This is a genomic window from Muricoccus roseus, from assembly GCF_900141905.1.
In the GTDB taxonomy this organism is placed as follows: Bacteria; Pseudomonadota; Alphaproteobacteria; order Acetobacterales; family Acetobacteraceae; genus Roseomonas; species Roseomonas rosea.
This window is the reverse complement of the sequence record NZ_FQZF01000010.1, coordinates 1-20,316: the sequence shown is the minus strand read 5'-3', so window position 1 is coordinate 20,316 and position 20,316 is coordinate 1. Positions and strand designations below refer to the sequence as shown.

The following is a 20,316-nucleotide window of genomic DNA, read 5'->3' as shown; positions in this document are numbered from 1 at the left end:
GGGCTCTAACGCGGTGCAAGGCCTGCACGGCTGACGACCTCGGTCCAGCGCGTGACGTCGGAGGCGATCCGCTCCCGCATGGCTGCGGGGCCGCGTTCCGCCGGCGGCGGGATGGTGGTGGCCAGGTCGGCGAAGCGGGTGGCCACGGCCGGACTGGCCAGGGCCGCATCGATCGCCTTCAGCAGCCGGTCCACCCGCGCCTGCGGCAGGTTGGCCGGGCCCGCGATGGCGTTCCAAATGACCATGTCGAAGCCGGGCACGCCGGCCTCGGCGAAGGTCGGCACCTCGGGCAGCTGCGCGATGCGGCTGGAGCCCGTGACGGCGAGGGCGACGGCCGTGCGGCCTTGATGCGCCGGGATCATCGTGACGGTCTGATCGATGACGGCCGTCACCGTGCCGGCCGCGAGATCGCTCATGGCAGGGCCCGCGCCGCGATAGGGGACGAGCATCGCCTTCGTGCCGAGGATCGAGAGTAGATAGGCCGGGGCGAGATGGCCGGTGGTGTTGGTGCCCGGCGTGCCGAAGGTCACCTCCTCGCCGCGCGTGCGGATGCGCTCGATCAGCGTGCCCAGGTCGCGGATACCGGAGCGCGGGCCGGCGGCGATGACCATGGGGACATTGGCGACGATGCTGATCGGCGTCAGGTCGCGGCGCGGGTCGAAGTTCGGGTCGGCGCCGAGGGCGACCGTCGCCGCCATCGAGCCGAGATTGCCGAAGCCGATCGTGTAGCCATCCGGATCGGAGCGGACGAGGCGCTGCGTGCCGACCACGCTTCCGGCGCCGGAGACGTTCTCCACCACGACGGTGCGGCCGAGATCGGCCCCCATTCCCTGGGCCATGAGGCGCGCGAGGGCGTCGAGCGTGCCGCCGGGCGCGGATGGCACGATGAGGGTGACGGTGCGGTTGGGATAGTCCTGCGCGGCAGCGGGTCCGATGCCAATCAGGGCCGCGAGCCCGAGCAGAAGTGCCGGGCGCCAGGCAGCGCTGCGCATGATGAGGTCCTCCCTTTTCACTCTCTTTGCGGCAGGTGACCACGGCGGAGGACGCCGATCAACAGATTTGTCCGACAATCAGACGACGGGTTGATATGGTCCGGCGGACGGTCCTAGGCTCCCGGCAAGTCAGAACCGGAGGAGATGCCCATGAGCACGAAGCCCATCCCGCAATCCGCGCAGCGTGACCGCGTCCGTAAGACCGTGCCGGCGCTGGTCGAGTACACGGAGGGCGTCGTCTATGGCGATCTGTGGGAGCGCACGGATCTGTCCAAGCGTGACCGGAGCCTGGTCACTGTCGCGGCACTGGTCGCGACCTATCGGCCGGAGCAGCTCTCGGTCCATATCGGCCGGGCGCTCGACAACGGGGTGACGCAGGAGGAGATCGCTGGCCTCATCACCCATCTCGCCTTCTATGCGGGCTGGCCCGCCGCGATGTCGGGCGCGCAGGTCGCGACCGAGGTCTTCGAGAAGCGGGAGGGCTGAGCGCCATGCGTGTCGGGTTCATCGGCCTGGGCACCATGGGTGCCAGCATGGCCGCCAACCTCGCCAAGGCGCCGGATGTGGCGCTGGTGGTGCATGATGTCCGGCGTGAGGCGGCGGATGCGCTGGTAGGGGCTGGCGCGGAATGGGCGGCTTCGCCCCAGGCGATGGGCGAGACCTGTGACGTGGTCTTCACCTCCCTTCCGGGCCCCGCGGAGGTGAAGGCCGTGGGCGCGCAGCTGCTGGAGACGCTTCGCCCGGGATCGGTGCTCATCGACATCTCCACCAACGCTGTCTCCGCGGTGCGGGAGCTGCACGCGGCGGGCGCTGAAAAGGGCGTGGATGTGCTGGATGCGCCGATCAGCGGCGGGCCGCGCGGCGCATCCAGCCGCAAGCTTGCCTTCTTCGTCGGCGGGAAGGCGGAGGTGTTCGATCGCTGCCGGCCACTGCTGGCGGCCATGGGGGATCGCCCGATCCGCGTGGGCGAGATCGGGGCGGGCAGCATCGCAAAGCTGGCGCACAACCTGTCCGGCTACGCGCTGAACGTCATCATGGCGGAGGTCTTCGCCATGGGGTCGAAGGCCGGGCTGGATCCGCTCGCGCTGTTCGCCGCTATCCGCCAGGGCGTGCATGGCCGGCGGCGCACCTATGACGGAGTGACCGAGCAGTTCCTCATCAACAGCTACGACACCCCCGCTTTCCAGCTTCGCTTGGCGCATAAGGACGTGTCGCTCGCCTGTGCTCTGGGACGCGAGGTGGGGGTACCGATGCGGATGGCGGCGCTGACCCTGGAGGAGATGACGGAGGCGCTGGGCCGAGGCTGGGGTCAGCGGGATTCGCGTTCCGCCATGCTGCTGGAGCTGGAGCGGGCAGGGGTGGAAATCGAGGTGGACCGGGCGGCGATGCAGGCCGTGCTGGATGCGGATGGCGCGCCATGACCTATGAGGTTTACGCCATCCGCTACGCCCGCCGGGATGCGGTACGGGCGGAACACTTCATCGGCGGCGATCCGCATGACGGGCCCATGCCGATGGACTATTTCGCCTGGGCCCTGGTGAAGGACGGCCGCGCGATCGTGGTGGACACCGGCTTCACCGCCGAGGTCGCGCGCAAGCGCCGCCGCGAGTTCCTGCGCTGCCCGGTCGAGGCACTTGGGCTGATCGGCATCGCGCCCGATGTGGTGGAGGACGTGGTGCTGACGCACCTGCACTACGACCATGTCGGCAATTTCGACCTCTTCCCCAAGGCGCGCTTCCACCTGCGGGAGGAGGAGGTGCACTACGCCTGTGGCCGCTACATGCGGCACAAGCAGCTCTCCCATTCCTTCGAGGTGGAGGATGTGGTGGGAATCGTGCGCATGAACTACGCCGGGCGCGTGGTCTTCCATGACGGGGTGGTGGAACCCTGGCCCGGCATCCGCCTGCATTCCACGGGCGGGCATTCGGCGGGGCTGCAATTCGTCTCGGTGGAGACGGCGCGGGGGCGGGTGGTGCTCGCCTCCGATGTCACGCATTTCTACGAGAACATGGAGAGCGGCCGGCCCTTCACCACCGCATTCCACATCGGCGAGATGCTGGAGGGCTTCGACCGGCTGCGCGCCGTGGCCGACAGCCCCGCGCATATCATCCCCGGCCATGATCCGGAGGTGATGCGCCGCTATCCGGCGCCGCGGCCGGAGCTGGAGGGCATCGTCGTGCGGCTGGACGTGCCGCCGCGCGCCTGAGGGAAGGGGCCGGGAGGTGATCCCGGCCCCGCCTCTACTCCGCCGCGCGGTTGCCTCCGCCCAGCGTCTCGCCCACGAGCCGCTCGGAGAACTGCGCCATCGCGGTGTGGTCCTGGCCCGGACCCAGCAGGCCCTGCGCGCTCGCCCACATCTCCCGGCACAGCGCCGCGAAGGGGGTGGGCGTGTTGGTGTCGCGCCCGACCTCGAGCGCGACGGAGACGTCCTTCGCCATGAGGTCCAGCCCGAAGCCGGCATCGAAGCGGCGGGACAGCACGAACTGCTTGAACTTCTTCTGGGTGCTGTTGTTCATGCCGGTGGAGGCGTTCAGCACGTCCACCATGACCGCCGGATCGAGGCCGAAGCGCTGGCCGATCAGCAGCGCCTCCACCCCGATGAGGAAGCCGGCCGCGCCCATGAGGTTGTTCAGCGCCTTCATCGCCTGCCCGGAGCCGACGCCGCCGACATGGGTCAGCGTGGTGCCCATGGCGCGCAGCACCGGATCGGCGCGGCTGATCGCCTCGGCCTCACCGCCGAGAATGATGGCGAGATCCCCGGTTTTCGCGCGCGGCACGCCGCCGGAGACGGGGGCGTCGATCATCGTCACGCCGCGCGCAGCGAGGCTCTCGGCGTACCCGCGCGTGGCGGTCGGCACACCGGAGCTCATCTCGATGACGAGAGTGCCGGCGGCCAGCGCATCCCCCATTGCCTCCAGCGCCTGCCCGACATGCTTGGACGTCGGCAGGATGGTGATGACAGCGTCGGCGCCGCGCACGGCGGAGGCCGCATCATCGGCTGCATGGCCGCCCACCTCCTGCGCGAAGCGGGCGGCGCGGTCGGGCGCGGCATCGAAGACCACGAGGTCGAAGCCGGCCTCGATCAGGCGGGCGGCCATGGGCCAGCCCATGTTGCCGATGCCGATGAAGGCGATCCGGCGGAGGTTCCCGTCGCTCATTCCGCGGGCTTCGCGGGCTCACCGGTCAGAGCGCCCTCCTTCACGAGCACCTCATGCGCCGCCTTGAAGGCGTCGAGCCCGGCGGGGATGCCGCAATACACGGTGGCGTGCAGCAGGATTTCCTTGATCTCCTCCACTGTCACGCCGTTGGTGAGGGCGCCCTTCACGTGGAGCTTAATCTCGGGCGTGCGGCCCAGGGCCGTCAGCATGGCGAGGTTGAGCATGCTGCGCGTGCGGCGGTCGAGCCCCTCGCGGGTCCAGGCATAGCCCCAGCACCACTCGGTCGTGATGCGCTGGAAGGCCATCATGAAGTCGTCGGCCTTGGCGATGCCGCCATCGACATACTCGGCGCCGAGCACCGCGCGCCGGACTTCCAGCCCTTTCTCGAACCAGGTGTCGTCGGACATACTGTTTCCTCCGTCGTTGCCGCAGCCTATACTCCTGTCTGATTGTCGGTCAATTCTGATTGGGGGTTGCAGGATCGTTTCCGTCTGGACGGGGAATGGGCCAGCAACCAAATTGCCTGTGCGGGCCGGGGCTTCTCCCATGGCCCGGGATGTGGAGAGCAATGCCGAACGACGCGTCCCTGCGCATCACGCCACAGCCTGTGCGGCGGCAAGTCGAGGAACGCCTTCGTGAGGCGATCATCAGCGGCCGATTCATGCCCGGTGACCACCTGTCCGACCGCCTGCTCTGTGACCTGTTCGGCGTCAGCCGCGGGGTGATCCGCGAGGCGGTGCGGCTGCTGGAGGCGGAGGGGCTGATCGACGTGGTGCCGAACCGCGGGCCCTTCGTCGCCTATCTCTCCCCGGCTGAGGCCAGCCAGGTTTATGAGGTCCGCGCGGTGCTGGAGGCGCTGGCGGGCCAGGGCTTCGCCGAACGTGCCTCCGAGGACGAGATCGCGGAGCTGCGGGCCGTGTTCGAGGAGATTGCGGCAGCTCGCCCGGGCCTGGACCGCGTGGCGCTGCTGGGGCTGAAGCGGCGCTTCTACGATGTCCTGCTGCGGGGCTGCCGTAACGCCTATGTGGCGCGGATGCTGGATCAGGTGCTGAACCGGAATACCCAGCTCCGCGCCACCACCCTCTCCGACCCCGAGCGGCTGCCGCGCACGGTCACGGAGATCCGCCGCATCGTCGAGGCGATCGAGCGGCGGGACGCGGAGGGCACCTGGCAAGCCTGCCGGGACCATGTGGCCCAGGCCGCCCGCGTCGCCCTGCGCATCCTGAACCAGCAGGCGAGCGAGAAGGCCGAGGCGGCGCGCGGCCGCCTCCCGGCGCCCGCGGCGGATTAGCGCGGCCTATTTCACCGCCGAGAAGCCCGTCGGCTGCAGAATCAGGTTGGTGATGCTGGCCACGATGGCGCCGTTCTTCTCCGTCTCAGCCCGCTTGGCGATCCATTCGGGGTCGGCCTGAAAGGCGTTCCACTTCGTCTCGCGCTCCGCGAGGGACTGCCATTCCAGCAGGTAGTAGAGGTCCTGGTTCGAATCGCCGACCGCGACCGTCCAGAAGCCGGCCTGGCGGATGCCGTGCTTCTCCCAGATGCCCAGCGTCATCGTCTCGAAGCGGCGGAGGAGGTCGGGGAGGCGCCCCGGGACGCAGTGGTAGATGCGGAGCTCGTGAATCAAGGCGGCTTCTCCAGGGAGGGCAGGACGGTCCTGCTTGGGCGGGGCATCCTGACATCTGTCTGACAATCTGAAAATCGTTGACAGGATGTTCGGCGTGCGGAACCTTGCGGCCAAGGTCCGTCACAAGGACCGGGACGGGAAGCAGGAAACACGCCCCATGGATCAGATCACACGACGCGGGTTCCTCGGCGCCGCGGCCACGCTGCCGCTCGCCGCACCGGCTCTGGCGGCCTTCCCCGACCAGCCGATCCGCGTCATCGTCCCGTGGAACGCGGGCGGGCTCGCGGATGTAGTGATGCGGGCCATCGCCGCTGCCATGGCCGGCCCTCTCGGCCAGCCCGTGATCATTGAGAACCGGCCGGGCGCAAACGGGGCGGTGGGCACGCAGGTGGTCGCGCGCTCGGCGCCGGACGGGCACACGCTCATCCTGGCGAACGCCGAGACGCACGCGATCAACCCGCTGATCTATCCGCGCCTTGCCTACAACCCGGCGACGGACTTCACGCCGGTCACTCTCTTCGCGCGCGGTCCCTTCGTGCTGCTGACGCGGCCTAGCTTCGGCGTGGACAACCTGCAGGGCTTCCTGGCGAAGGCGCGGGCGGAGCCGGGGCGGATCACCTTCGCCTCCTGGGGCATCGGCAGCACCTCGCACCTCGCAATGGAGTCCCTGATCAAGCAGGCCGGGCTGCAGATGCTGCATGTGCCCTTCACCGGCGCGGCGCCGGCCAGCACGGCGCTGGTGGCGGGGCAGGTGGACGTGATGTTCCTCAATGCCGGCCCGGCCGAAGCGGTAGCGCGCGACGGGAAGGTGAGGATCCTGGGCGTGGGCGCCGCGCAGCGCATCCCGCTGCTGCCAGAGACGCCGACCATGGCGGAGCTGGGCATGCCCGTGAGCGCGGGGAACTGGTTCGGCCTGCTCGGGCCCGCGCGCCTGCCCATGCCGGTCGCGGAGCGGATCGCGGCGGTGGTGGCGGAGGTGCTGAACCAGCCCGCCGTGCAGGCCATCTTCCGGGCTCAAGCCGCCCTTCCCGTGAGCACGAAGCCCGAGGAGATGCGCGCCTTCATCGCCGAGGACCGGATGGGCTGGGCCAATGTGGTGCGCGACCTCAACATCCAGCTGGAGTGAGGGTCGCGCAGCCGATGCGGGCGCTGGTGGGCGGTGCCTCAGGCGCCGCCCACCTCCACCCCCGCCCAACCCTCGACCAACTTGGCGACGGAGGTGAAGTCGCTCTCCGGCCCGAAGGTCGCGCTGGTGACGGCGAGCATCTGCCGCACGGCGCTGCCGACCACCATCGGCACGCCCATCGCCCCCGCCTCATCCACGCAGAGCCCGACATCCTTGAGGGACAGGGCCGTGGTGAAGCCGAAATCGAAGGTCCGGGGAATGACGGCGCGCGGGAACTTATCTTGCGTCGCGCTGTTGCGGCCGCTGCTCGAGTTGATGACCTCGCACATCAGGCTGGGGTCGAGTCCGGCCTTCACGCCCATGGCAAGGGCCTCCGACGTTACCGCCAGCGCCGCGGCGGCGAGGAGGTTGTTGCAGAGCTTCAGCACCTGGGCCTGGCCCGCACCTTCGCCGCAGAAAAACGGCTTTCCCACTAGGCGCAGGACCGGTTCCAGCGCATCAAACTCTGCACGCGGGCCGGAGACCATGATGGCCAGCGTTCCTTTCTCTGCCCCGGTAATGCCACCGCTCACCGGTGCGTCGATGGAGGCGCGGCCACGTTCGGCGAAGGCGGCCGCCACCTGCTGCGCGACGCGCGGCCCGGTGGTAGAGAAATCCACGAAGCGCCGCGCTCGTTGGCCGCGCAGCACGCCATCCGGCCCGATTCCCACGGCGCGCACGATGTCCGGGGTTGGGAGGCTGGCCAGGACGGTATCCGCCAGATCCGCCAACTGCGCCGGGCTCTCCGCACGACGCGCGCCGCGGGCCACGAGCGGCGCGACGCAGGCCTCCACCGTATCGAACACCACCAGCGCGTGGCCGGCATCGAGCAGCCGCGACGCCATGCGGCTCCCCATTTGCCCCAGCCCGATGAAGCCCAGAACCTCGTTCGCCATTGCGATCCTCCCCTGGCCTTGCCCGACCAGGCACTGGTCTAGGCAGGGACCGGACAATGGACAAGCCGCATTTAGATATCGATATCAGATAAGCGGCGATACCGGCGGCCTTCAAAACCCTGATTAATGCCTGCGGCCCAAACCTTCTTGATATCGATCCCATAGAAGCCTAGCCTCATCAGGGCCGGGTCCAAGCCTCAGGCATGTGGCGACCGCGACCGAAAACGCGCGGCAAGCGAACGACCAGGCGCGGCAAATGCGACGCAAAGGAGGAGACGCGACATGGCCACAGAGCCAAATGGGCAGGCCAACGGAGCCGAAGCGGCTTCGCAGCTGCGTATCACCCCGATTAATCAGGACTTTGCCGCCCGCGTGGACGGCATCGACCTGCGGGAGCCACTCGACGCGGCGCAGGTCCACGAGATCGCCGCGGCGATGGACCGCTACGCCGTGCTGGTCTTCCCGGGACAGCTGATGGATGACGACCAGCAACTCGAATTCGGCAGCCATTTCGGCCCCGTCGAGGACACGCCCACTCTCGTGGACCAGGAACGCCGACGCCTCCAGACCGCCCGCGTCAATGACATCTCGAACCTCGGCGCCGATGGCCGCATCCTAGCCGCCGATGATCGGCGCCGCATGTTCAACCTCGGCAACCGGCTCTGGCACAGCGACAGCAGCTTCAAGGAGACACCCGCGCAGTACTCGATGCTACATGCGCGCGTCATCCCGCCAGAAGGCGGCGAGACCGAGTTCGCGGATATGCGCGCGGCCTGGGACGCGCTGACTCCGAAGATGCAGGCGCAGGTGCGCGACCTCATCTGCGAGCACTCACTGATCTTCTCCCGCGCCATGCTCGGCTTCGATGAATTCACGGAAGCCGAGCGCATCCGCTGCACGCCGGTGCCCCAGCGCCTGGTCCGCCGCCATGCGGGTTCGGGCCGCTTGTCCCTGTATCTGTCCGCCCATGCCGGGCGCATCCGCGGCTGGCAACCGCCTGAGGCCCTGATGCTTCTGCGCGATCTGACGGAGTTCGCGACGCAGAAGCGCTTCGTCTACACGCATCGCTGGGCGGTAAATGACCTGGTCGTCTGGGACAACCGCTGCACCATGCATCGCGGCCTCGCCTATGACGACAAGACTTACCCGCGCGACATGCGGCGCGTGACGCTGATGGACACGGCGTCGACCCTCGAACAGGCAGCGTAACCGGCACGCCTTCAGCGCGCCTCGACAAAGGGGCCGGAACGAACCCGGCCCAGTGGGAGATGAAGTCCATGAGATGGGATATCCGGCCGCGCCTGCGGCCCGGGGCGTGGCTTGGCGCGGCCGCCCTTCTCGCCTGCCTCGCGGCCCCGGCCGGTGCCCAGGCGCCATCCTACCCCGACCGTCCGATCCGCCTCATCGTCGCAACCGCAGCGGGCGGCGCGTCGGATATCGTTGCGCGCACGGTAGGCCAAAAACTCAGTGAGATGTGGGGGCAGCCCGTCGTGGTCGATCCGCGGCCGGGTGCCAATGGCAACGTCGCCGCGTTGCTGGCCGCCCAGGCACCGCCCGATGGCTACACGCTAATGATGGGCACGATCGGCGTCATGGCGGTCAATCGCGCCGTCTACCGCGACATCGGCTACGATCCTGCGCGCGACTTCGAGCCGGTTGCGCGCCTCGTCTCTTTCTCCAACCTCCTGGTCGTCCACCCTTCCATCCCAGTGAACACTCTCCAGGAGTTCGTGGCCTATGCCCGTGCGCGACCGGGCGTCACCTATGGCTCGCCGGGCAGCGGCGGCTCGCTGCATCTGGCCATGGTCGTGCTGTCCCAGATGGCCGGCATCCAGACCGAGCACGTGCCCTATCGCGGCGCGGCACTTGCGCTGAACGACCTTATCGCCGGCAACATCGCTTCCGCCTTTAGCGATCCACTGGTGACGCTGCCGCAGGTCGAGGCCGGCCGGGTCCGGGCGCTGGCCGTCAGTGGCCGCAGCCGACTTCCGGGCGCGCCCACCGTCCCGACAGTCGCCGAGGCCGGCTTCCCCGGCTACGAGGTCGCAGGCTGGCTCGGCATCGTGGCACCCCGCGGCACGCCGGCGCCGCTGGTCAACCGCCTGAACGCCGCCTTCAACACCATCGTGCGGCAGCCGGATACGGCGGCGCGCCTCGCGGGCCAAGGCGCGGAGGTGGTGACCGGCACGCCGGCGGAGTTCGGCACCTTCATCCGCTCGGAAATCGATCGCTGGGCGAAGGTCGCGGCGGAGACGGGGATGCGCGCGGAATGAACGGGATCACGGTTGCGGAGGCGCTGGTCCAGCGCCTCGCGGATCACGGGGTGCGCCGTATCTTCGGCGTACCCGGCGGCGATTGCAGCCTCGACATCATCGACGCTGCGCCTCGCCACGGCATCGAATTCGTACTGACACGCACAGAGACTGCCGCCGCCATCATGGGCATGGTCACGGCCGCGCTCACCGGCGCGTCCGGAGTGCTGATGACCACGCGCGGACCCGGCATCGCGAATGCGGTGAACGGCATCGCCTGCGCTGCGCTGGACCGGGCGCCGCTGCTGGTCCTCTCCGATGGGCAGGAACCCTCCCACGGGCATGTCAGCCACCAGCGCTTCGATCAGGCCGCGGTGCTGCGCCCGTTGGTGAAGGCCGAGAGCCGGCTGGAGGGCGCGGACCCGGTGGCGGAACTGGACTCGCTACTGCACGCCACCCAGGCCGGCCCGGCCGGCCCTGTCTACCTGGAGCTGGTCGGGCAGCGCATCCGCGCCCCCTCGCCACCCGCACCCCCTCCCCCCGTTCTCCGCCCCACCCCCCCGCCCCCGCAGGCGGCGGCGCTGGAGGCGGCGCGTAAGGTGCTGGGTGCCTCACAGCGCCCGGTGATCATCGCGGGGCTGCAGGCCGCCGAGGAGGATGGGGCGCAGGCACTCCGCGCGCTGGCGGCCGCCTGGGATTGCCCAGTCCTCGTCACCTACATGGCAAAGGGCGTCATCGCAGAGAGCGACCCGCGCGCCATGGGCCCCTTCATCAGTGGCGCGGCGGAGGACCCGCTGCTGCGTTCGGCCGACGCGATCATTTTATTCGGCGCCGACCCGATCGAGTTTATGCCGCAGCCTTGGCGCTACGAGCAGCCGGTGGTGCAGATCTCCACCCACAGCTTCGAGCGGCCCTATCTGCAACCGGCTGCCGCCGTGGTGGGCGATCTCGCCGACGCCGCCAGGGCACTCGCTGATGCCGTGCGTCCCGGCGGGTGGCCGGCGGCCGAAATGGCCTCGGTGCGCTCCGCGATGCGCGCCCTTGCCCTGGCGCCGGAGGATGGCGACTTCTCGCCCGGCGCCATCGTCGCGGCGCTGGCCGAGGCAGCCCCGCCGGACACGCGCATCGCGGTGGATGCCGGCGCGCATATGCTGCCGGTCATGGCACTCTGGCCGGCGCAACGGCCGCACGGTGCGCTTATCTCGCGCGGGCTCGCCACCATGGGCTACGCGCTGCCCGCCGGCATCGCCGCCTCCCTCGCCGAACCCGACCGCACTGTCATCGCCTTCACCGGCGATGGCGGGCTGATGATGTGCGCGGCGGAGCTGGCAACCGCGGCGCAGCTCGGCTGCCGCTTGGTCGTCGTCGTGCTGAACGATGCGAGCATGTCGCTCATCAAGGTGAAGCAGCGCCGACGGCAGCTCCAGGCCCAGGGCATGGATTACAGCCGCACCGATTTCGCCAGGGTGGCGCAGGGCTTCGGCTGCCTCGGCCTGCGCGTGGAGACGGCCGACCAGCTCCTGCCCGCTTTTCGGCAGGCCACGGAGTCCAACGGCCCGGCCGTGCTGGACGTGGTGGTGGACCCAGAATCCTACCACGCCTCCGTCCGTCGCTTGCGGGGCTGAGACGATGGTGGGACCGGAGCGGCTGGACGGCCGCGTCAGCGTCGTTACCGGCGCGGCCGGTGGCCTCGGCGCCGCCGTTGCCGAGCGCCTGGCGGAGCTCGGCAGCCATCTCGTTCTGCTGGAGCCCCGGCCGAAGCGGCTCGACGACCTCGCCGCCCGCCTCTCGGCCGGCGGTACCCGGGTCCTCGCCCCCGCCTGCGACATCGCGGACCCGAAGGCGGTGGCCACGGCGGCAAGTATGGTTGCGGAGACCTTCGGCCGCTGCGACGTGCTGGTGAACAACGCCGGCATCTTGCCGCCCGCCACCCCGCTGGAGGAGGTGCGGCTGGTGGACTGGGACCGGGTGATCGGCATCAACCTGCGCGGCACCTTCCTCTGCACCCAGGCATTCGGCCGCGCGATGTTGGCGGCGGGCTCGGGCAGCATCGTCAACATTGCCTCGATCGCGGCCTCGCTGCCCAATGCCTCCGGCGCCTATGCAGCCAGCAAGGGCGCGATCCTGTCATTGACCCGGCAGACGGCGGTGGAATGGGGCCCGCGCGGGCTGCGCGCCAATGCGGTCACGCCGGGCCTCATCCGCACGCCGTTGTCGCAGGCCTTCTATGACAACCCCGTCGTGCATTCGGCACGCCGCGCAGCCGTCGCATCCCGCCGGATCGGCACGCCGGAGGAGGTGGCGAATGCCGTCGCCTTCCTCGCCTCGGATGCCGCAAGCTACATCAACGGGCAGGAGATCGTGGTCGATGGTGGCTTCGGGCGGACCGCACTCGCAAGCCTGCAGCTTCCCGCAGGCGCCTCCGCGGGCTGAGGGCTCAGGTGCTCTCCCGCTGGATAATCTCGAAGCCCAGGTCGACGACCACCCGCTCCTTGCACCGCCCCTCGATCCGGTCCAGCAGCACCTCCGCCCCGCGCCGCCCGATGCCCGATCGCGGCAGGCGCAGCGTGGTGATCGGCGGGACGACATGGCGCAGCATGTCGATATCGTCGAAGGCCGCGAGCGCCACCTTGCCCGGCACCGCCCAGCCGCGCCTCTGGCATTCGAACAGGGCGCCCGCGGCCAGCACGTCGCCGGCCATGAAGATGGCGTCCGGCGGGGTGGGGCCCTGCATCAGCCGCACCACCGCCTCGGCGCCGGAAGCGAGGCCGGGCGGCATCTCCAGCATCAGCCCCGGTTCGGCGGGCAGATCCAGCGCTGCCAGCGCGGCGCGGTACCCGGCCTGGCGATCCCGGCTGCGGTCGTTATTCCCCGCGGGCAGGCTGACGAAGGCGATGCGGCGGTACCCCAGCCGGTGCAGGTGCCGCACCATCGCGCCGGCGGCATCCTGGTTGGAATAGCTCACCACCATGTCCAGCGGGTCGGGCACCAGCGTGCCCGTCTCCACCACCGGCACGCCCGCGCGGCGGATCATCTCGCAGGCCGTGCGGGTGTGGCGCGTATCGTGCAACATGAGCCCGGCGACCTGCTGCGCAAGGAAGGCGATGATCAGCGCCTCCTCCCCCTCGAGGCTATAGCCGCAATCGGCAATCATCAGCTGGTAGCCGCTGTCGCGCAGAACCGCCGATATGCTCTGGATCGTGGGGGCGTAGAGCGAGTTGTCGAGGCTCGGCACGACCAGCCCGATCACGTTCGACCTCATGGAGGACAGATTGCCAGCCAGCCGGTTGGGCACATAGCCCACCGCGCGCACCGCCTCCTCCACGCGCCGCCGCACACCTTCGGACACCTTGGACGGGTCGCGCAACGCGCGCGATACGGTCATGGGCGAGACGCCGGCCTGCTTCGCCACGTCCCGCATGCGGCTACCCACGACGCGTCCCGCGACATCATCCGGCATGGCGCGCACACTCCATGAGAAGCGACCCGGGAAGGAAGGCAGAATGATGAGCCAGGACGACGAGACCTACGAGATTCACGCGGTGCATTACGCGCATCACGACCGCCCCGCCTACCAGAACTTCCTGGGCGGGGATCCGCATGACAACGGGCCCATGCCGCTGGACTACTTCATCTGGGCCATCATCGGCCGCACCCGCCGCTTCGTGTTGGACACCGGCTTCGATGCCGCCATGGCCCGCAAGCGCGGCCGCAACCTGATCCGCTCGCCCGCCGAAGGCCTGGCCATGATCGGCGTGGAGGCCGCGACGGTGCCCGACGTCATCCTCTCCCACATGCATTACGACCATGCCGGGAACCACGCGATGTTCCCCGCCGCCTGCTACCACGTCCAGGACCGGGAGATGGCCTACTGCACCGGCCGCTGCATGTGCCACGACACGCTGCGCCACCCCTTCGAGGCCACCGATGTCACGGCCATGGTGGGCCGGGTGTTCGAGGGACGTGCGAAGTTCCATGACGGCTCCTCGGACATCGCGCCGGGGATCAGCGTCCACCATGTGGGCGGCCATTCGCTGGGCCTGCAGGTGGTGCGGGTGCGGACGCGGCGCGGCTGGGTCGTGCTGGCCTCCGACGCCTCGCATTTCTTTGCCAATTTCCAGCAGAAGCGGCCTTTCCCGATCGTCGCCGACCTGACGCAGATGCTGGAAGGATACGATACGCTGCACCGGCTGGCGAGTTCGCCCGACCACATCATCCCAGGCCATGACCCGCTGGTGATGCTGAGGTACCCGGCCTCCGCGCCGGGGCTGGAGGGCATTGCCGCCCGGCTGGATGCAGACCCGGTGGCGTCCTAGACCGCCCGCACCCACCCGCCATCCACGTCCAGGATCGCGCCCTGGACGTAGGACGCGTCCGGCCCTGCCAGGAAGGCGACCGCCCCCGCCACCTCCTCGGGCAGGCCGAAGCGGGAGACGCCGGTTTCCGCGGCCAGGACCTGGGCCGCGGCATCGGATTCCAGCCCGCGCTCCCGCGCCAGGGTCGCGATTCGCCCGGTCAGGCGATCCGTCCGGATACTGCCGGGGTTGATGGCGTTGACACGCACGCCATCCGCCACGCCGCGATCCGCCAGCGCCTTGGTCAGGTTCATCAGTGCGGCGTTCACCGAACCACCGATGGTGAAATCCGCGCTCGCCACGCGCCCGCCGACGCCCGCGATGAGCACGGCATTGCCGCCCGCCGCGCGCAGATGCGGCCAGGCGGCCCGGCACAGGCGCACGGCGCCGAACAGCTTCAGCGCGTAGCCATCCGCCCAGGCCTCGTCATCCAGCGCCAGGAAGTCGCCGCGCTGCGTGGCACCCGCGCTGTGCACCAGCAGGTCGAGCCCGCCGAAGCGCTCCACCGCCACCGCCACGGCCCGCGCCGCGGCCTCCGGCTGCGCGAGGTCTGCGGCGAAGGAGGCCGCGCCGGGAAGGGCCGCGGCCGCCTCCTCCAGCGCCGGCGCGGAGCGGGCGACCAGCATCACCCGCGCCCCCTCCCCCGCCAGGCGCCGCGCGATCGCCAGGCCGATGCCGCGGCTCGCCCCGCTGACTAACGCCGCCTTGCCCTGCAGGGATTTCCCCATCGCCGCCCCCTATTCCAACGTGACGCGCGCGTCGCGCACCACGCGGCCGATCTTCTCCATATCCTCGGTGATCAGGCGCCCGAAAGCCTCCGGCGTGCCCACGGCCACCTCCGCCCCCATGGCCAGCAGCCGCGCCCGTTCGGCGGGGGCGGAGAGGATGGCGGAGATCGCGGCGTTTAGCTGCTCCACCGTGGCTGCGGGCATGCCGCGCGGGCCGATGCAGCCATACCATTCGTCGATGGCGAAGCCTGGCAGGCCGGATTCGGCGATGGTCGGCACGTCTGGCAGATAGGGGACGCGCTGGGCCGAGGTGACGGCGATGGCGCGCAGGCTGCCATCCCGCACATAGGGCAGGGTGGAGCTGGCATTGCCGAACATCAGCTGCAGCGACCCGCTGACCAGATCCGCCAGCGCCGGCCCGCCGCCGCGATAGGGCACGTGGACCAGGTTCGTGGCCGTCGCCAGCCGGAACATCTCGCCGGAGATATGCACGGCCGAGCCGATCCCAGGGGATCCGAAGGAGAGGCCGCCCTGCCGCTCGCGCGCATGGGCGATCAGCTCCGGCACCGTGCGCACGGGCAGCGACGGATGCACCACCAGGATGTTCGCCACCCGCGAGTGCTGCAGGATGGGCGTGACGTCTCGCACGGGGTCGTAGGACTGGCGCTGCAGCAGCGCCATGGAGACGAGCGTGCTGGTCACCATGCCGAAGGTGTAACCATCCGCCGGCGCGCGGATCACCTCCGCCGCACCGATCGCGCCCGAGGCGCCGCTGCGGTTGTCGATCACCACAGGCTGGCCGAGGGCCGCGCTGAGCGGCGCCTGCATCTGCCGGGCCAGGATATCCGCCGAACCGCCCGGCGGCCAGGTGACCACCAGCCGCACGGGCCGCACGGGATAACGCTGCGCCCGCACCATGCGCGGCGCCACCAGCACGGCCGCGCCCGCCATCAGCACTCGTCTCTGCACGTCATCCCTCCCCGGCGCCGGCTTATCCCGGTCGCGCTTCGCTCAGCAGGCGGACCAGCCTCCATCCATCGGCAGCACCGCGCCGGTCACGTCCCGCCCCGACGGGCCGCAGAGGAAACCGACCATGTCGGCCACCGCCTCCGCCTCCACGAAGCGCCCGGTGGGCTGCTTTCCCTTCAGCACCGCGGCCGTCGCGGCCTCCCGCTCCATCCCGCCCGCCATGGAGGCCTCGATGCGGCTCTCAATTCCCGGGGTGAGGCTGGTGGCAGGGCAGATGGCGTTGCAGGTGATGCCATCCCGCGCCGTCTCCAGCGCCACCGCGCGCGTCATCCCGATCAGCCCAGTCTTGGTCACCACGTAGCCGACGCGATCCGGCGTGCCGATCAGCCCGTAGATCGAGGACATGTTGACGATCCGCCCCCAGCCCCGCGCCCGCATCCCCTTCACCCCGAGGCGGATGGCGTGGAAGGGCGCGGAAAGGTTCACGGCGATATCGGCGTCCCAATCGGCGGTCGCCATGGCGTCGATCGGGGCGAAGTGCCGCGTCGCCGCGTTGTTGACGAGGATGTCGATCGCCCCGGCCGCCGCCATCAGCGCCTCGATCGCAGGCGGGTCGGCAAGATCGGCGCGGTGATAGCTCACCGCCACGCCGAACTCCTGCGCGAGTGCGGCACGAACCGCCTCGGCTTCGCCCGGCGCCGCGAGCCCGTGCAGGACGATGCCGCAGCCATCGGCCGCGAGGCGGCGCGCCACCGCGAGACCAAGCCCGCCGGTGGAGCCGGTGATGAGGGCCCGCCGGTCGCGCAACGCGCCGCTCACGCCGGAAGCCCGCATCGATTTCCCGCCATTGACCACCTCTTTGCCCTTCCTCAATGTGATATCGGTATCAAAAGCCCCCGGCAAGACCGATGGGGCCCGGAGGACGCCCCATGCACCCCTTCCCGCGCCGCGCCCTCCTAGCCGGCCTGCCGTTTCTGGCTGCCCCGGGCATCCTTCGCGCCCAGGGGACCTGGCCTCAGCGGCCCGTGCGGCTCCTGGTTCCCTACGCGCCCGGTGGTGGGACCGATATCTTCGCGCGCTCCCTCTCCGAGGGTTTGTCGCAGGTGCTCGGGCAGACGGTGGTCGTGGAGAACCGGCCCGGCGCGAACGGCTCGATCGGGTCGGATGTGGTGGCCCGTGCCGAGCCGGACGGGCATCTCTTCCTCGTCGATACCGGAAGCCACATCATGAACAGCTACGTGATGTCGCTCTCCTACCAGCCGCTGCGCGACTTCGCGCCGGTCTCGCTGCTCTCGCGCTACCCGCTGCTGCTCACCGCCTCCGGCGCCGCGCCCTTCCGCGACGTGGCCGGTCTGGTCGCGGCCGCGAGGGCAGCGCCGCGCACCATCGGCTTCGGCACCTCGGACGCGGCCATCTCCTATGCCGGCAACCTGTTCACCCGGCTGGCGGGGATCGAGATGGTCGAGATTCCCTATCGCGGCGCGGCCCCCATCCTGAACGATCTCGTGGCCGGCCACCTGCCGACCGGCTGGAACAGCACCGTGGCGGCGACGCAGCACCTGGCGGCCGGCCGTATCCGCGCGCTCGGCGTCACCACCACCACCCGCACCCCGCTGCTGCCCGAGGTGCCGACCCTCGCCGAGGCCGGAGTGCGCGGCTACGACTTCGCCGGCTGGTACGCCATGGTCGGCCCGGCCGCGCTGCCGCCTGCCATCGCCACGCGTATGCACGACGCGGTGGAGAAGACGCTGCAGATACCGCGCGTGCGGGAACGCCTGGCCGCCATCGGTGCCGATCTCGGCGTGATGGGCCCGGCCGAGCTGGCCGGATTTCTTCGTGAGGACGACGCAAGATGGGCCCAGGCCGCGCGTGACGGCCTGATCACGCGGGTGCAGTGAGCATGGCAGTGGACACCCACCCCTTCGCAGGCGAGGCGCTCGGCGCGTTCGTCGCAACGTCTCGCTGGGACCGGATCGAGCCGCCACTGCGCCACGAGGCCACGCGATCTCTGCTGAACTTCTTCGGCGGCGCATTGGGCGTCGCGCAGGATCCGGCGGTCGAGACGGCCGCGCGCGTCATGGCGCCCTTCTCGGGGTCGCAGCGAGTGACGGTGATCGGGCGGAGGGAGCGGCTCGACGCGATGGCCGCATCCTTCGTCAACACGATCGCCGCCAACTTGCTGGACTACGACGACACTCATCTCGAGACCGTCATTCACCCCACGGCCGCCGTGGCTCCGCCGCTGCTCGCGCTAGCGGAGCTGCACAACCTCTCCGGGGCCGAGGTGCTGCACGCCTTCATCCTCGGCGCGGAGGCGGAATGCCGGATCGGCGCCGCCGTCTCGCCCGGGCACTACGATCGCGGCTGGCACATCACATCCACCACCGGCGTCTTCGGCGCCGCCGCGGGATGCGCGCGGCTGCTCGGGCTGGATGCCCGACAGGCCTGGCACGCGCTGGGCATCGCTGCCAGCCAGTCCGCTGGGCTGGTGGAGAACCTTCCGAGCGCGGCAAAGAATGTCGGCATGGGCAATGCCGCACGAAACGGCCTTCTCGCCGCGCTGATGGCCCGGGACGGATACGAGGCCGCCCCGGCCGCCATCGAGGGCCCGCTCGGCTGGGCGCGCGCGATGGGGGACGTGCCGGACCTCTCCCGCATCCTGGACGGGCTCGGCACGCGCTGGGAATTCGCCCGCAACACCTACAAGCCCTATCCCGCCGGCATCGTCTTCCACGCTGTGATCGATGCGGCGCTGGAGCTTCGGGCACGCGTACCGGCCGGGGCCGTAGAATCCGTGCTCGTGGAGGGCGACCAGCTCCTGCTTGATCGTGGCGACCGGCCGGTCAGGACGGAGCGCGACAGCCGCGTCAGCATCCATCATTGCGTGGCCGTGGCAATGCTGCGAGGTGCTGCGGGCGTTGCCGAGTTCGCGGCGGCGGCAGTGCATGACCGCGCCACTTCCGCCCTGCGCGACAAAGTGCGCGCAAGACTCGATACAAGCCTGCCGAGGGGTGCGGCGCGCGTTACTGTGTGGGACACCGCGGGGCAGACGCACGTCGCGCTTGTGATGGAGGCTCGCGGTAGTGCCGCCCGGCCGCTGACAGACGGCGAGCTAGAGGCGAAATTCCGGGACAACGCCTCCCTGGGCGGGCGCGCAGACAAGGCCGATGGGTGGGTCGATGCAATCTGGGCGCTTCAGGAAACGGCCGACCTGGCACCGCTACTCCGCTCTATGGGGGCGACGGACTGACACCCTTGCGCCCTCCTCCGTCCGTCAGTCCCTTCACGATCAATGCCGGGCCGATGTCGATAAAGGGAGCAAGAAACGTGATGTTCGATTCCAGAGTGTATCGTGCAGAGACAAGCCCTTTTGCAGCAGGTTTTGCGAGTAGCGGCAGGGGTCATCGATCGGCCCAGACCTGCGCAAAGAACCCAAGGGTGTCGTTTCCCCGGTCACAGCACGCCCGGCAGCACCGGCCTCCCGGCGTCGCCTGCGTCGCGCGCCACTGACCTTGCCGCGATCAGTCCGAATGTGAGACCCGAGACAAGGGAGAAGCCTGTCTGGTAGCCGGATCCCGTCTCGGTCCGCGCCGCCGCGTTGCCAACTGCGAAGACGCCGGGGATGGGATGGCCGCGAACATGAATCACCCGCGCTTCGCCGTCGGCCACGAGCCCCGCTGATGACAGCGCCGTCGGACGCAGGCGGATGCCATAGAATGGCGGCTGCTCTATGGGGCCGAGCGTCGTGCTCGGGTCGAATCGCGCCAGTCCCCATGGAGTTTCACCGCGGTGCTGCTCGCTCGAGAGCATCGCCGCCCGCGAAGGCGTGTCCCGCTCCTACCTCGCCCGGCTGGTCCGGCTGGCCTACCTCGCCCCCAGCCTGACCAAGGCCATCCTCTCGGGCGCCCAGACCGCCGCGATCACCCCGTCGCGCCTGATGCGCGACACCCGCCTGCCGCTCGACTGGCACGATCAGCAGCGCCTCCTCAGCGCGGACTGAGACCAGCCGGCCGACGGGGCGCATCGCCTCCCTCGCGACCGCTCGCGCAAATCCGCATCGCCGCACACGTCCAGAGACACGACTTCGGGTGCGGTAGCCTCTCAGTCCGATCGAGAACACGCCGGCGTCTCCAGTCCCCACTCCTAGGGCCCTGGTACTGCTTTCCTGCGCAGGGGA

23 protein-coding genes are annotated in these 20,316 nt (G+C 69.9%); 13 read left to right on the top strand and 10 right to left on the bottom strand.

The genetic code is table 11. The features are described from left to right. Positions 1-5 precede the first annotated feature (5 nt). On the bottom strand, positions 6-992 hold the full coding sequence (locus tag BUB97_RS09870; RefSeq protein ID WP_086062073.1) for a Bug family tripartite tricarboxylate transporter substrate binding protein: 987 nt from the start codon (positions 990-992) through the stop codon (positions 6-8). 150 nt (positions 993-1,142) lie between these two features. On the opposite strand from BUB97_RS09870, the gene BUB97_RS09865 reads away from it, so the two are divergent. From BUB97_RS09865 to BUB97_RS09855, 3 genes are read left to right on the top strand one after another with little or no spacing between them, the layout of a single operon-like run. Continuing rightward, positions 1,143-1,478: a carboxymuconolactone decarboxylase family protein gene (locus BUB97_RS09865; protein WP_073134178.1), complete on the top strand. Its 336-nt coding sequence runs from the start codon at positions 1,143-1,145 to the stop codon at positions 1,476-1,478. A gap of 5 nt (positions 1,479-1,483) precedes the next feature. Beyond that, entirely contained in the window at positions 1,484-2,413 is a 930-nt protein-coding gene (locus BUB97_RS09860) for an NAD(P)-dependent oxidoreductase (protein ID WP_073134176.1), read from the top strand. Beyond that, positions 2,410-3,198, top strand: coding sequence for an N-acyl homoserine lactonase family protein (locus BUB97_RS09855; protein ID WP_073134173.1), 789 nt, complete (start codon positions 2,410-2,412; stop codon positions 3,196-3,198). Before BUB97_RS09860 ends, BUB97_RS09855 begins: the two co-directional genes overlap by 4 nt. 34 nt (positions 3,199-3,232) lie before the next feature. On the opposite strand, the gene BUB97_RS09850 is transcribed toward BUB97_RS09855, so the two are convergent. Both BUB97_RS09850 and BUB97_RS09845 read right to left on the bottom strand, forming a co-directional pair. Then, entirely contained in the window at positions 3,233-4,150 is a 918-nt protein-coding gene (locus BUB97_RS09850; RefSeq protein WP_073134171.1) for an NAD(P)-dependent oxidoreductase, read from the bottom strand. Beyond that, entirely contained in the window at positions 4,147-4,557 is a 411-nt protein-coding gene (locus BUB97_RS09845; protein ID WP_073134169.1) for a carboxymuconolactone decarboxylase family protein, read from the bottom strand. The genes BUB97_RS09850 and BUB97_RS09845 overlap by 4 nt, the downstream gene beginning before the upstream one ends. Positions 4,558-4,718: 161 nt before the next feature. Here BUB97_RS09845 and BUB97_RS09840 point away from each other — a divergent pair, with 161 nt between their 5' ends. Then, positions 4,719-5,441 (top strand): GntR family transcriptional regulator, encoded by a 723-nt coding sequence (locus BUB97_RS09840; protein WP_073134167.1) that lies wholly within the window; start codon positions 4,719-4,721, stop codon positions 5,439-5,441. Between the two features lie 6 nt (positions 5,442-5,447). Here BUB97_RS09840 and BUB97_RS09835 read toward each other — a convergent pair whose 3' ends face one another. Further along, positions 5,448-5,774, bottom strand: a complete 327-nt coding sequence (locus BUB97_RS09835) for an NIPSNAP family protein (protein WP_073134165.1) — start codon at positions 5,772-5,774, stop codon at positions 5,448-5,450. 157 nt (positions 5,775-5,931) lie between these two features. Here BUB97_RS09835 and BUB97_RS09830 point away from each other — a divergent pair, with 157 nt between their 5' ends. After that, complete coding sequence (locus BUB97_RS09830; protein WP_073134479.1) at positions 5,932-6,900, top strand: Bug family tripartite tricarboxylate transporter substrate binding protein; 969 nt, start codon at positions 5,932-5,934, stop codon at positions 6,898-6,900. A 38-nt stretch (positions 6,901-6,938) separates the two neighbouring features. On the opposite strand, the gene BUB97_RS09825 is transcribed toward BUB97_RS09830, so the two are convergent. Next, positions 6,939-7,835 (bottom strand): NAD(P)-dependent oxidoreductase, encoded by an 897-nt coding sequence (locus tag BUB97_RS09825; protein WP_073134164.1) that lies wholly within the window; start codon positions 7,833-7,835, stop codon positions 6,939-6,941. Between the two features lie 282 nt (positions 7,836-8,117). Here BUB97_RS09825 and BUB97_RS09820 point away from each other — a divergent pair, with 282 nt between their 5' ends. From BUB97_RS09820 to BUB97_RS09805, 4 genes are all read left to right on the top strand, one after another. After that, positions 8,118-9,044, top strand: a complete 927-nt coding sequence (locus tag BUB97_RS09820; protein WP_086062070.1) for a TauD/TfdA dioxygenase family protein — start codon at positions 8,118-8,120, stop codon at positions 9,042-9,044. A gap of 68 nt (positions 9,045-9,112) precedes the next feature. Continuing rightward, positions 9,113-10,108 (top strand): Bug family tripartite tricarboxylate transporter substrate binding protein, encoded by a 996-nt coding sequence (locus tag BUB97_RS09815; protein WP_073134161.1) that lies wholly within the window; start codon positions 9,113-9,115, stop codon positions 10,106-10,108. Continuing rightward, positions 10,105-11,712, top strand: a complete 1,608-nt coding sequence (locus BUB97_RS09810) for a thiamine pyrophosphate-binding protein (RefSeq protein WP_073134159.1) — start codon at positions 10,105-10,107, stop codon at positions 11,710-11,712. Before BUB97_RS09815 ends, BUB97_RS09810 begins: the two co-directional genes overlap by 4 nt. Before the next feature lie 4 nt (positions 11,713-11,716). Then, positions 11,717-12,520 (top strand): SDR family NAD(P)-dependent oxidoreductase, encoded by an 804-nt coding sequence (locus BUB97_RS09805; RefSeq protein WP_073134158.1) that lies wholly within the window; start codon positions 11,717-11,719, stop codon positions 12,518-12,520. Between the two features lie 4 nt (positions 12,521-12,524). On the opposite strand, the gene BUB97_RS09800 is transcribed toward BUB97_RS09805, so the two are convergent. After that, positions 12,525-13,547 carry a LacI family DNA-binding transcriptional regulator gene (locus BUB97_RS09800; protein ID WP_073134156.1) on the bottom strand — a complete coding sequence of 341 codons (1,023 nt, stop codon included), beginning with the start codon at positions 13,545-13,547 and terminating at the stop codon, positions 12,525-12,527. Between the two features lie 43 nt (positions 13,548-13,590). On the opposite strand from BUB97_RS09800, the gene BUB97_RS09795 reads away from it, so the two are divergent. After that, positions 13,591-14,403 carry an N-acyl homoserine lactonase family protein gene (locus BUB97_RS09795; protein WP_245818261.1) on the top strand — a complete coding sequence of 271 codons (813 nt, stop codon included), beginning with the start codon at positions 13,591-13,593 and terminating at the stop codon, positions 14,401-14,403. On the opposite strand, the gene BUB97_RS09790 is transcribed toward BUB97_RS09795, so the two are convergent. Genes BUB97_RS09790 through BUB97_RS09780 form a run of 3 tightly spaced genes read right to left on the bottom strand, consistent with a single transcriptional unit; the run spans position 14,400 to position 16,973 of the window. Beyond that, complete coding sequence (locus BUB97_RS09790; RefSeq protein WP_073134154.1) at positions 14,400-15,170, bottom strand: SDR family oxidoreductase; 771 nt, start codon at positions 15,168-15,170, stop codon at positions 14,400-14,402. The genes BUB97_RS09795 and BUB97_RS09790 overlap by 4 nt on opposite strands. Positions 15,171-15,179: 9 nt before the next feature. Further along, positions 15,180-16,139 carry a tripartite tricarboxylate transporter substrate binding protein gene (locus BUB97_RS09785; protein ID WP_139281322.1) on the bottom strand — a complete coding sequence of 320 codons (960 nt, stop codon included), beginning with the start codon at positions 16,137-16,139 and terminating at the stop codon, positions 15,180-15,182. Between the two features lie 42 nt (positions 16,140-16,181). Next, entirely contained in the window at positions 16,182-16,973 is a 792-nt protein-coding gene (locus BUB97_RS09780; protein ID WP_073134469.1) for an SDR family oxidoreductase, read from the bottom strand. 191 nt (positions 16,974-17,164) lie between these two features. Between BUB97_RS09780 and BUB97_RS09775 the strand changes: the two genes are divergently transcribed. Further along, positions 17,165-18,037, top strand: coding sequence for a tripartite tricarboxylate transporter substrate-binding protein (locus BUB97_RS09775; protein WP_175562600.1), 873 nt, complete (start codon positions 17,165-17,167; stop codon positions 18,035-18,037). Positions 18,038-18,039: 2 nt separating this feature from the next. Further along, positions 18,040-19,389 (top strand): MmgE/PrpD family protein, encoded by a 1,350-nt coding sequence (locus BUB97_RS09770; protein WP_073134150.1) that lies wholly within the window; start codon positions 18,040-18,042, stop codon positions 19,387-19,389. A gap of 203 nt (positions 19,390-19,592) precedes the next feature. Here the strand turns inward: BUB97_RS09770 and BUB97_RS25800 are convergent, their stop codons facing one another. Continuing rightward, entirely contained in the window at positions 19,593-19,949 is a 357-nt protein-coding gene (locus BUB97_RS25800; protein WP_073134147.1) for an FAD-binding protein, read from the bottom strand. 16 nt (positions 19,950-19,965) lie between these two features. Here BUB97_RS25800 and BUB97_RS26190 point away from each other — a divergent pair, with 16 nt between their 5' ends. Then, positions 19,966-20,139 (top strand): hypothetical protein, encoded by a 174-nt coding sequence (locus BUB97_RS26190; protein WP_175562599.1) that lies wholly within the window; start codon positions 19,966-19,968, stop codon positions 20,137-20,139. Positions 20,140-20,316 lie beyond the last annotated feature (177 nt).

Coding starts and splice junctions, on each gene's coding strand:
- BUB97_RS09780 (WP_073134469.1), bottom strand. CDS start 16,973: ATGCGGGCTTCCGGCGTGAGCGGCGCGTTGCGCGACCGGCGGGCCCTC.
- BUB97_RS09815 (WP_073134161.1), top strand. CDS start 9,113: ATGAGATGGGATATCCGGCCGCGCCTGCGGCCCGGGGCGTGGCTTGGC.
- BUB97_RS09870 (WP_086062073.1), bottom strand. CDS start 992: ATGCGCAGCGCTGCCTGGCGCCCGGCACTTCTGCTCGGGCTCGCGGCC.
- BUB97_RS09810 (WP_073134159.1), top strand. CDS start 10,105: ATGAACGGGATCACGGTTGCGGAGGCGCTGGTCCAGCGCCTCGCGGAT.
- BUB97_RS09830 (WP_073134479.1), top strand. CDS start 5,932: ATGGATCAGATCACACGACGCGGGTTCCTCGGCGCCGCGGCCACGCTG.
- BUB97_RS09845 (WP_073134169.1), bottom strand. CDS start 4,557: ATGTCCGACGACACCTGGTTCGAGAAAGGGCTGGAAGTCCGGCGCGCG.
- BUB97_RS09850 (WP_073134171.1), bottom strand. CDS start 4,150: ATGAGCGACGGGAACCTCCGCCGGATCGCCTTCATCGGCATCGGCAAC.
- BUB97_RS09825 (WP_073134164.1), bottom strand. CDS start 7,835: ATGGCGAACGAGGTTCTGGGCTTCATCGGGCTGGGGCAAATGGGGAGC.
- BUB97_RS09855 (WP_073134173.1), top strand. CDS start 2,410: ATGACCTATGAGGTTTACGCCATCCGCTACGCCCGCCGGGATGCGGTA.
- BUB97_RS09790 (WP_073134154.1), bottom strand. CDS start 15,170: ATGGGGAAATCCCTGCAGGGCAAGGCGGCGTTAGTCAGCGGGGCGAGC.
- BUB97_RS09865 (WP_073134178.1), top strand. CDS start 1,143: ATGAGCACGAAGCCCATCCCGCAATCCGCGCAGCGTGACCGCGTCCGT.
- BUB97_RS09860 (WP_073134176.1), top strand. CDS start 1,484: ATGCGTGTCGGGTTCATCGGCCTGGGCACCATGGGTGCCAGCATGGCC.
- BUB97_RS09770 (WP_073134150.1), top strand. CDS start 18,040: ATGGCAGTGGACACCCACCCCTTCGCAGGCGAGGCGCTCGGCGCGTTC.
- BUB97_RS09820 (WP_086062070.1), top strand. CDS start 8,118: ATGGCCACAGAGCCAAATGGGCAGGCCAACGGAGCCGAAGCGGCTTCG.
- BUB97_RS09800 (WP_073134156.1), bottom strand. CDS start 13,547: ATGCCGGATGATGTCGCGGGACGCGTCGTGGGTAGCCGCATGCGGGAC.
- BUB97_RS09805 (WP_073134158.1), top strand. CDS start 11,717: ATGGTGGGACCGGAGCGGCTGGACGGCCGCGTCAGCGTCGTTACCGGC.
- BUB97_RS25800 (WP_073134147.1), bottom strand. CDS start 19,949: ATGCTCTCGAGCGAGCAGCACCGCGGTGAAACTCCATGGGGACTGGCG.
- BUB97_RS09840 (WP_073134167.1), top strand. CDS start 4,719: ATGCCGAACGACGCGTCCCTGCGCATCACGCCACAGCCTGTGCGGCGG.
- BUB97_RS09795 (WP_245818261.1), top strand. CDS start 13,591: ATGATGAGCCAGGACGACGAGACCTACGAGATTCACGCGGTGCATTAC.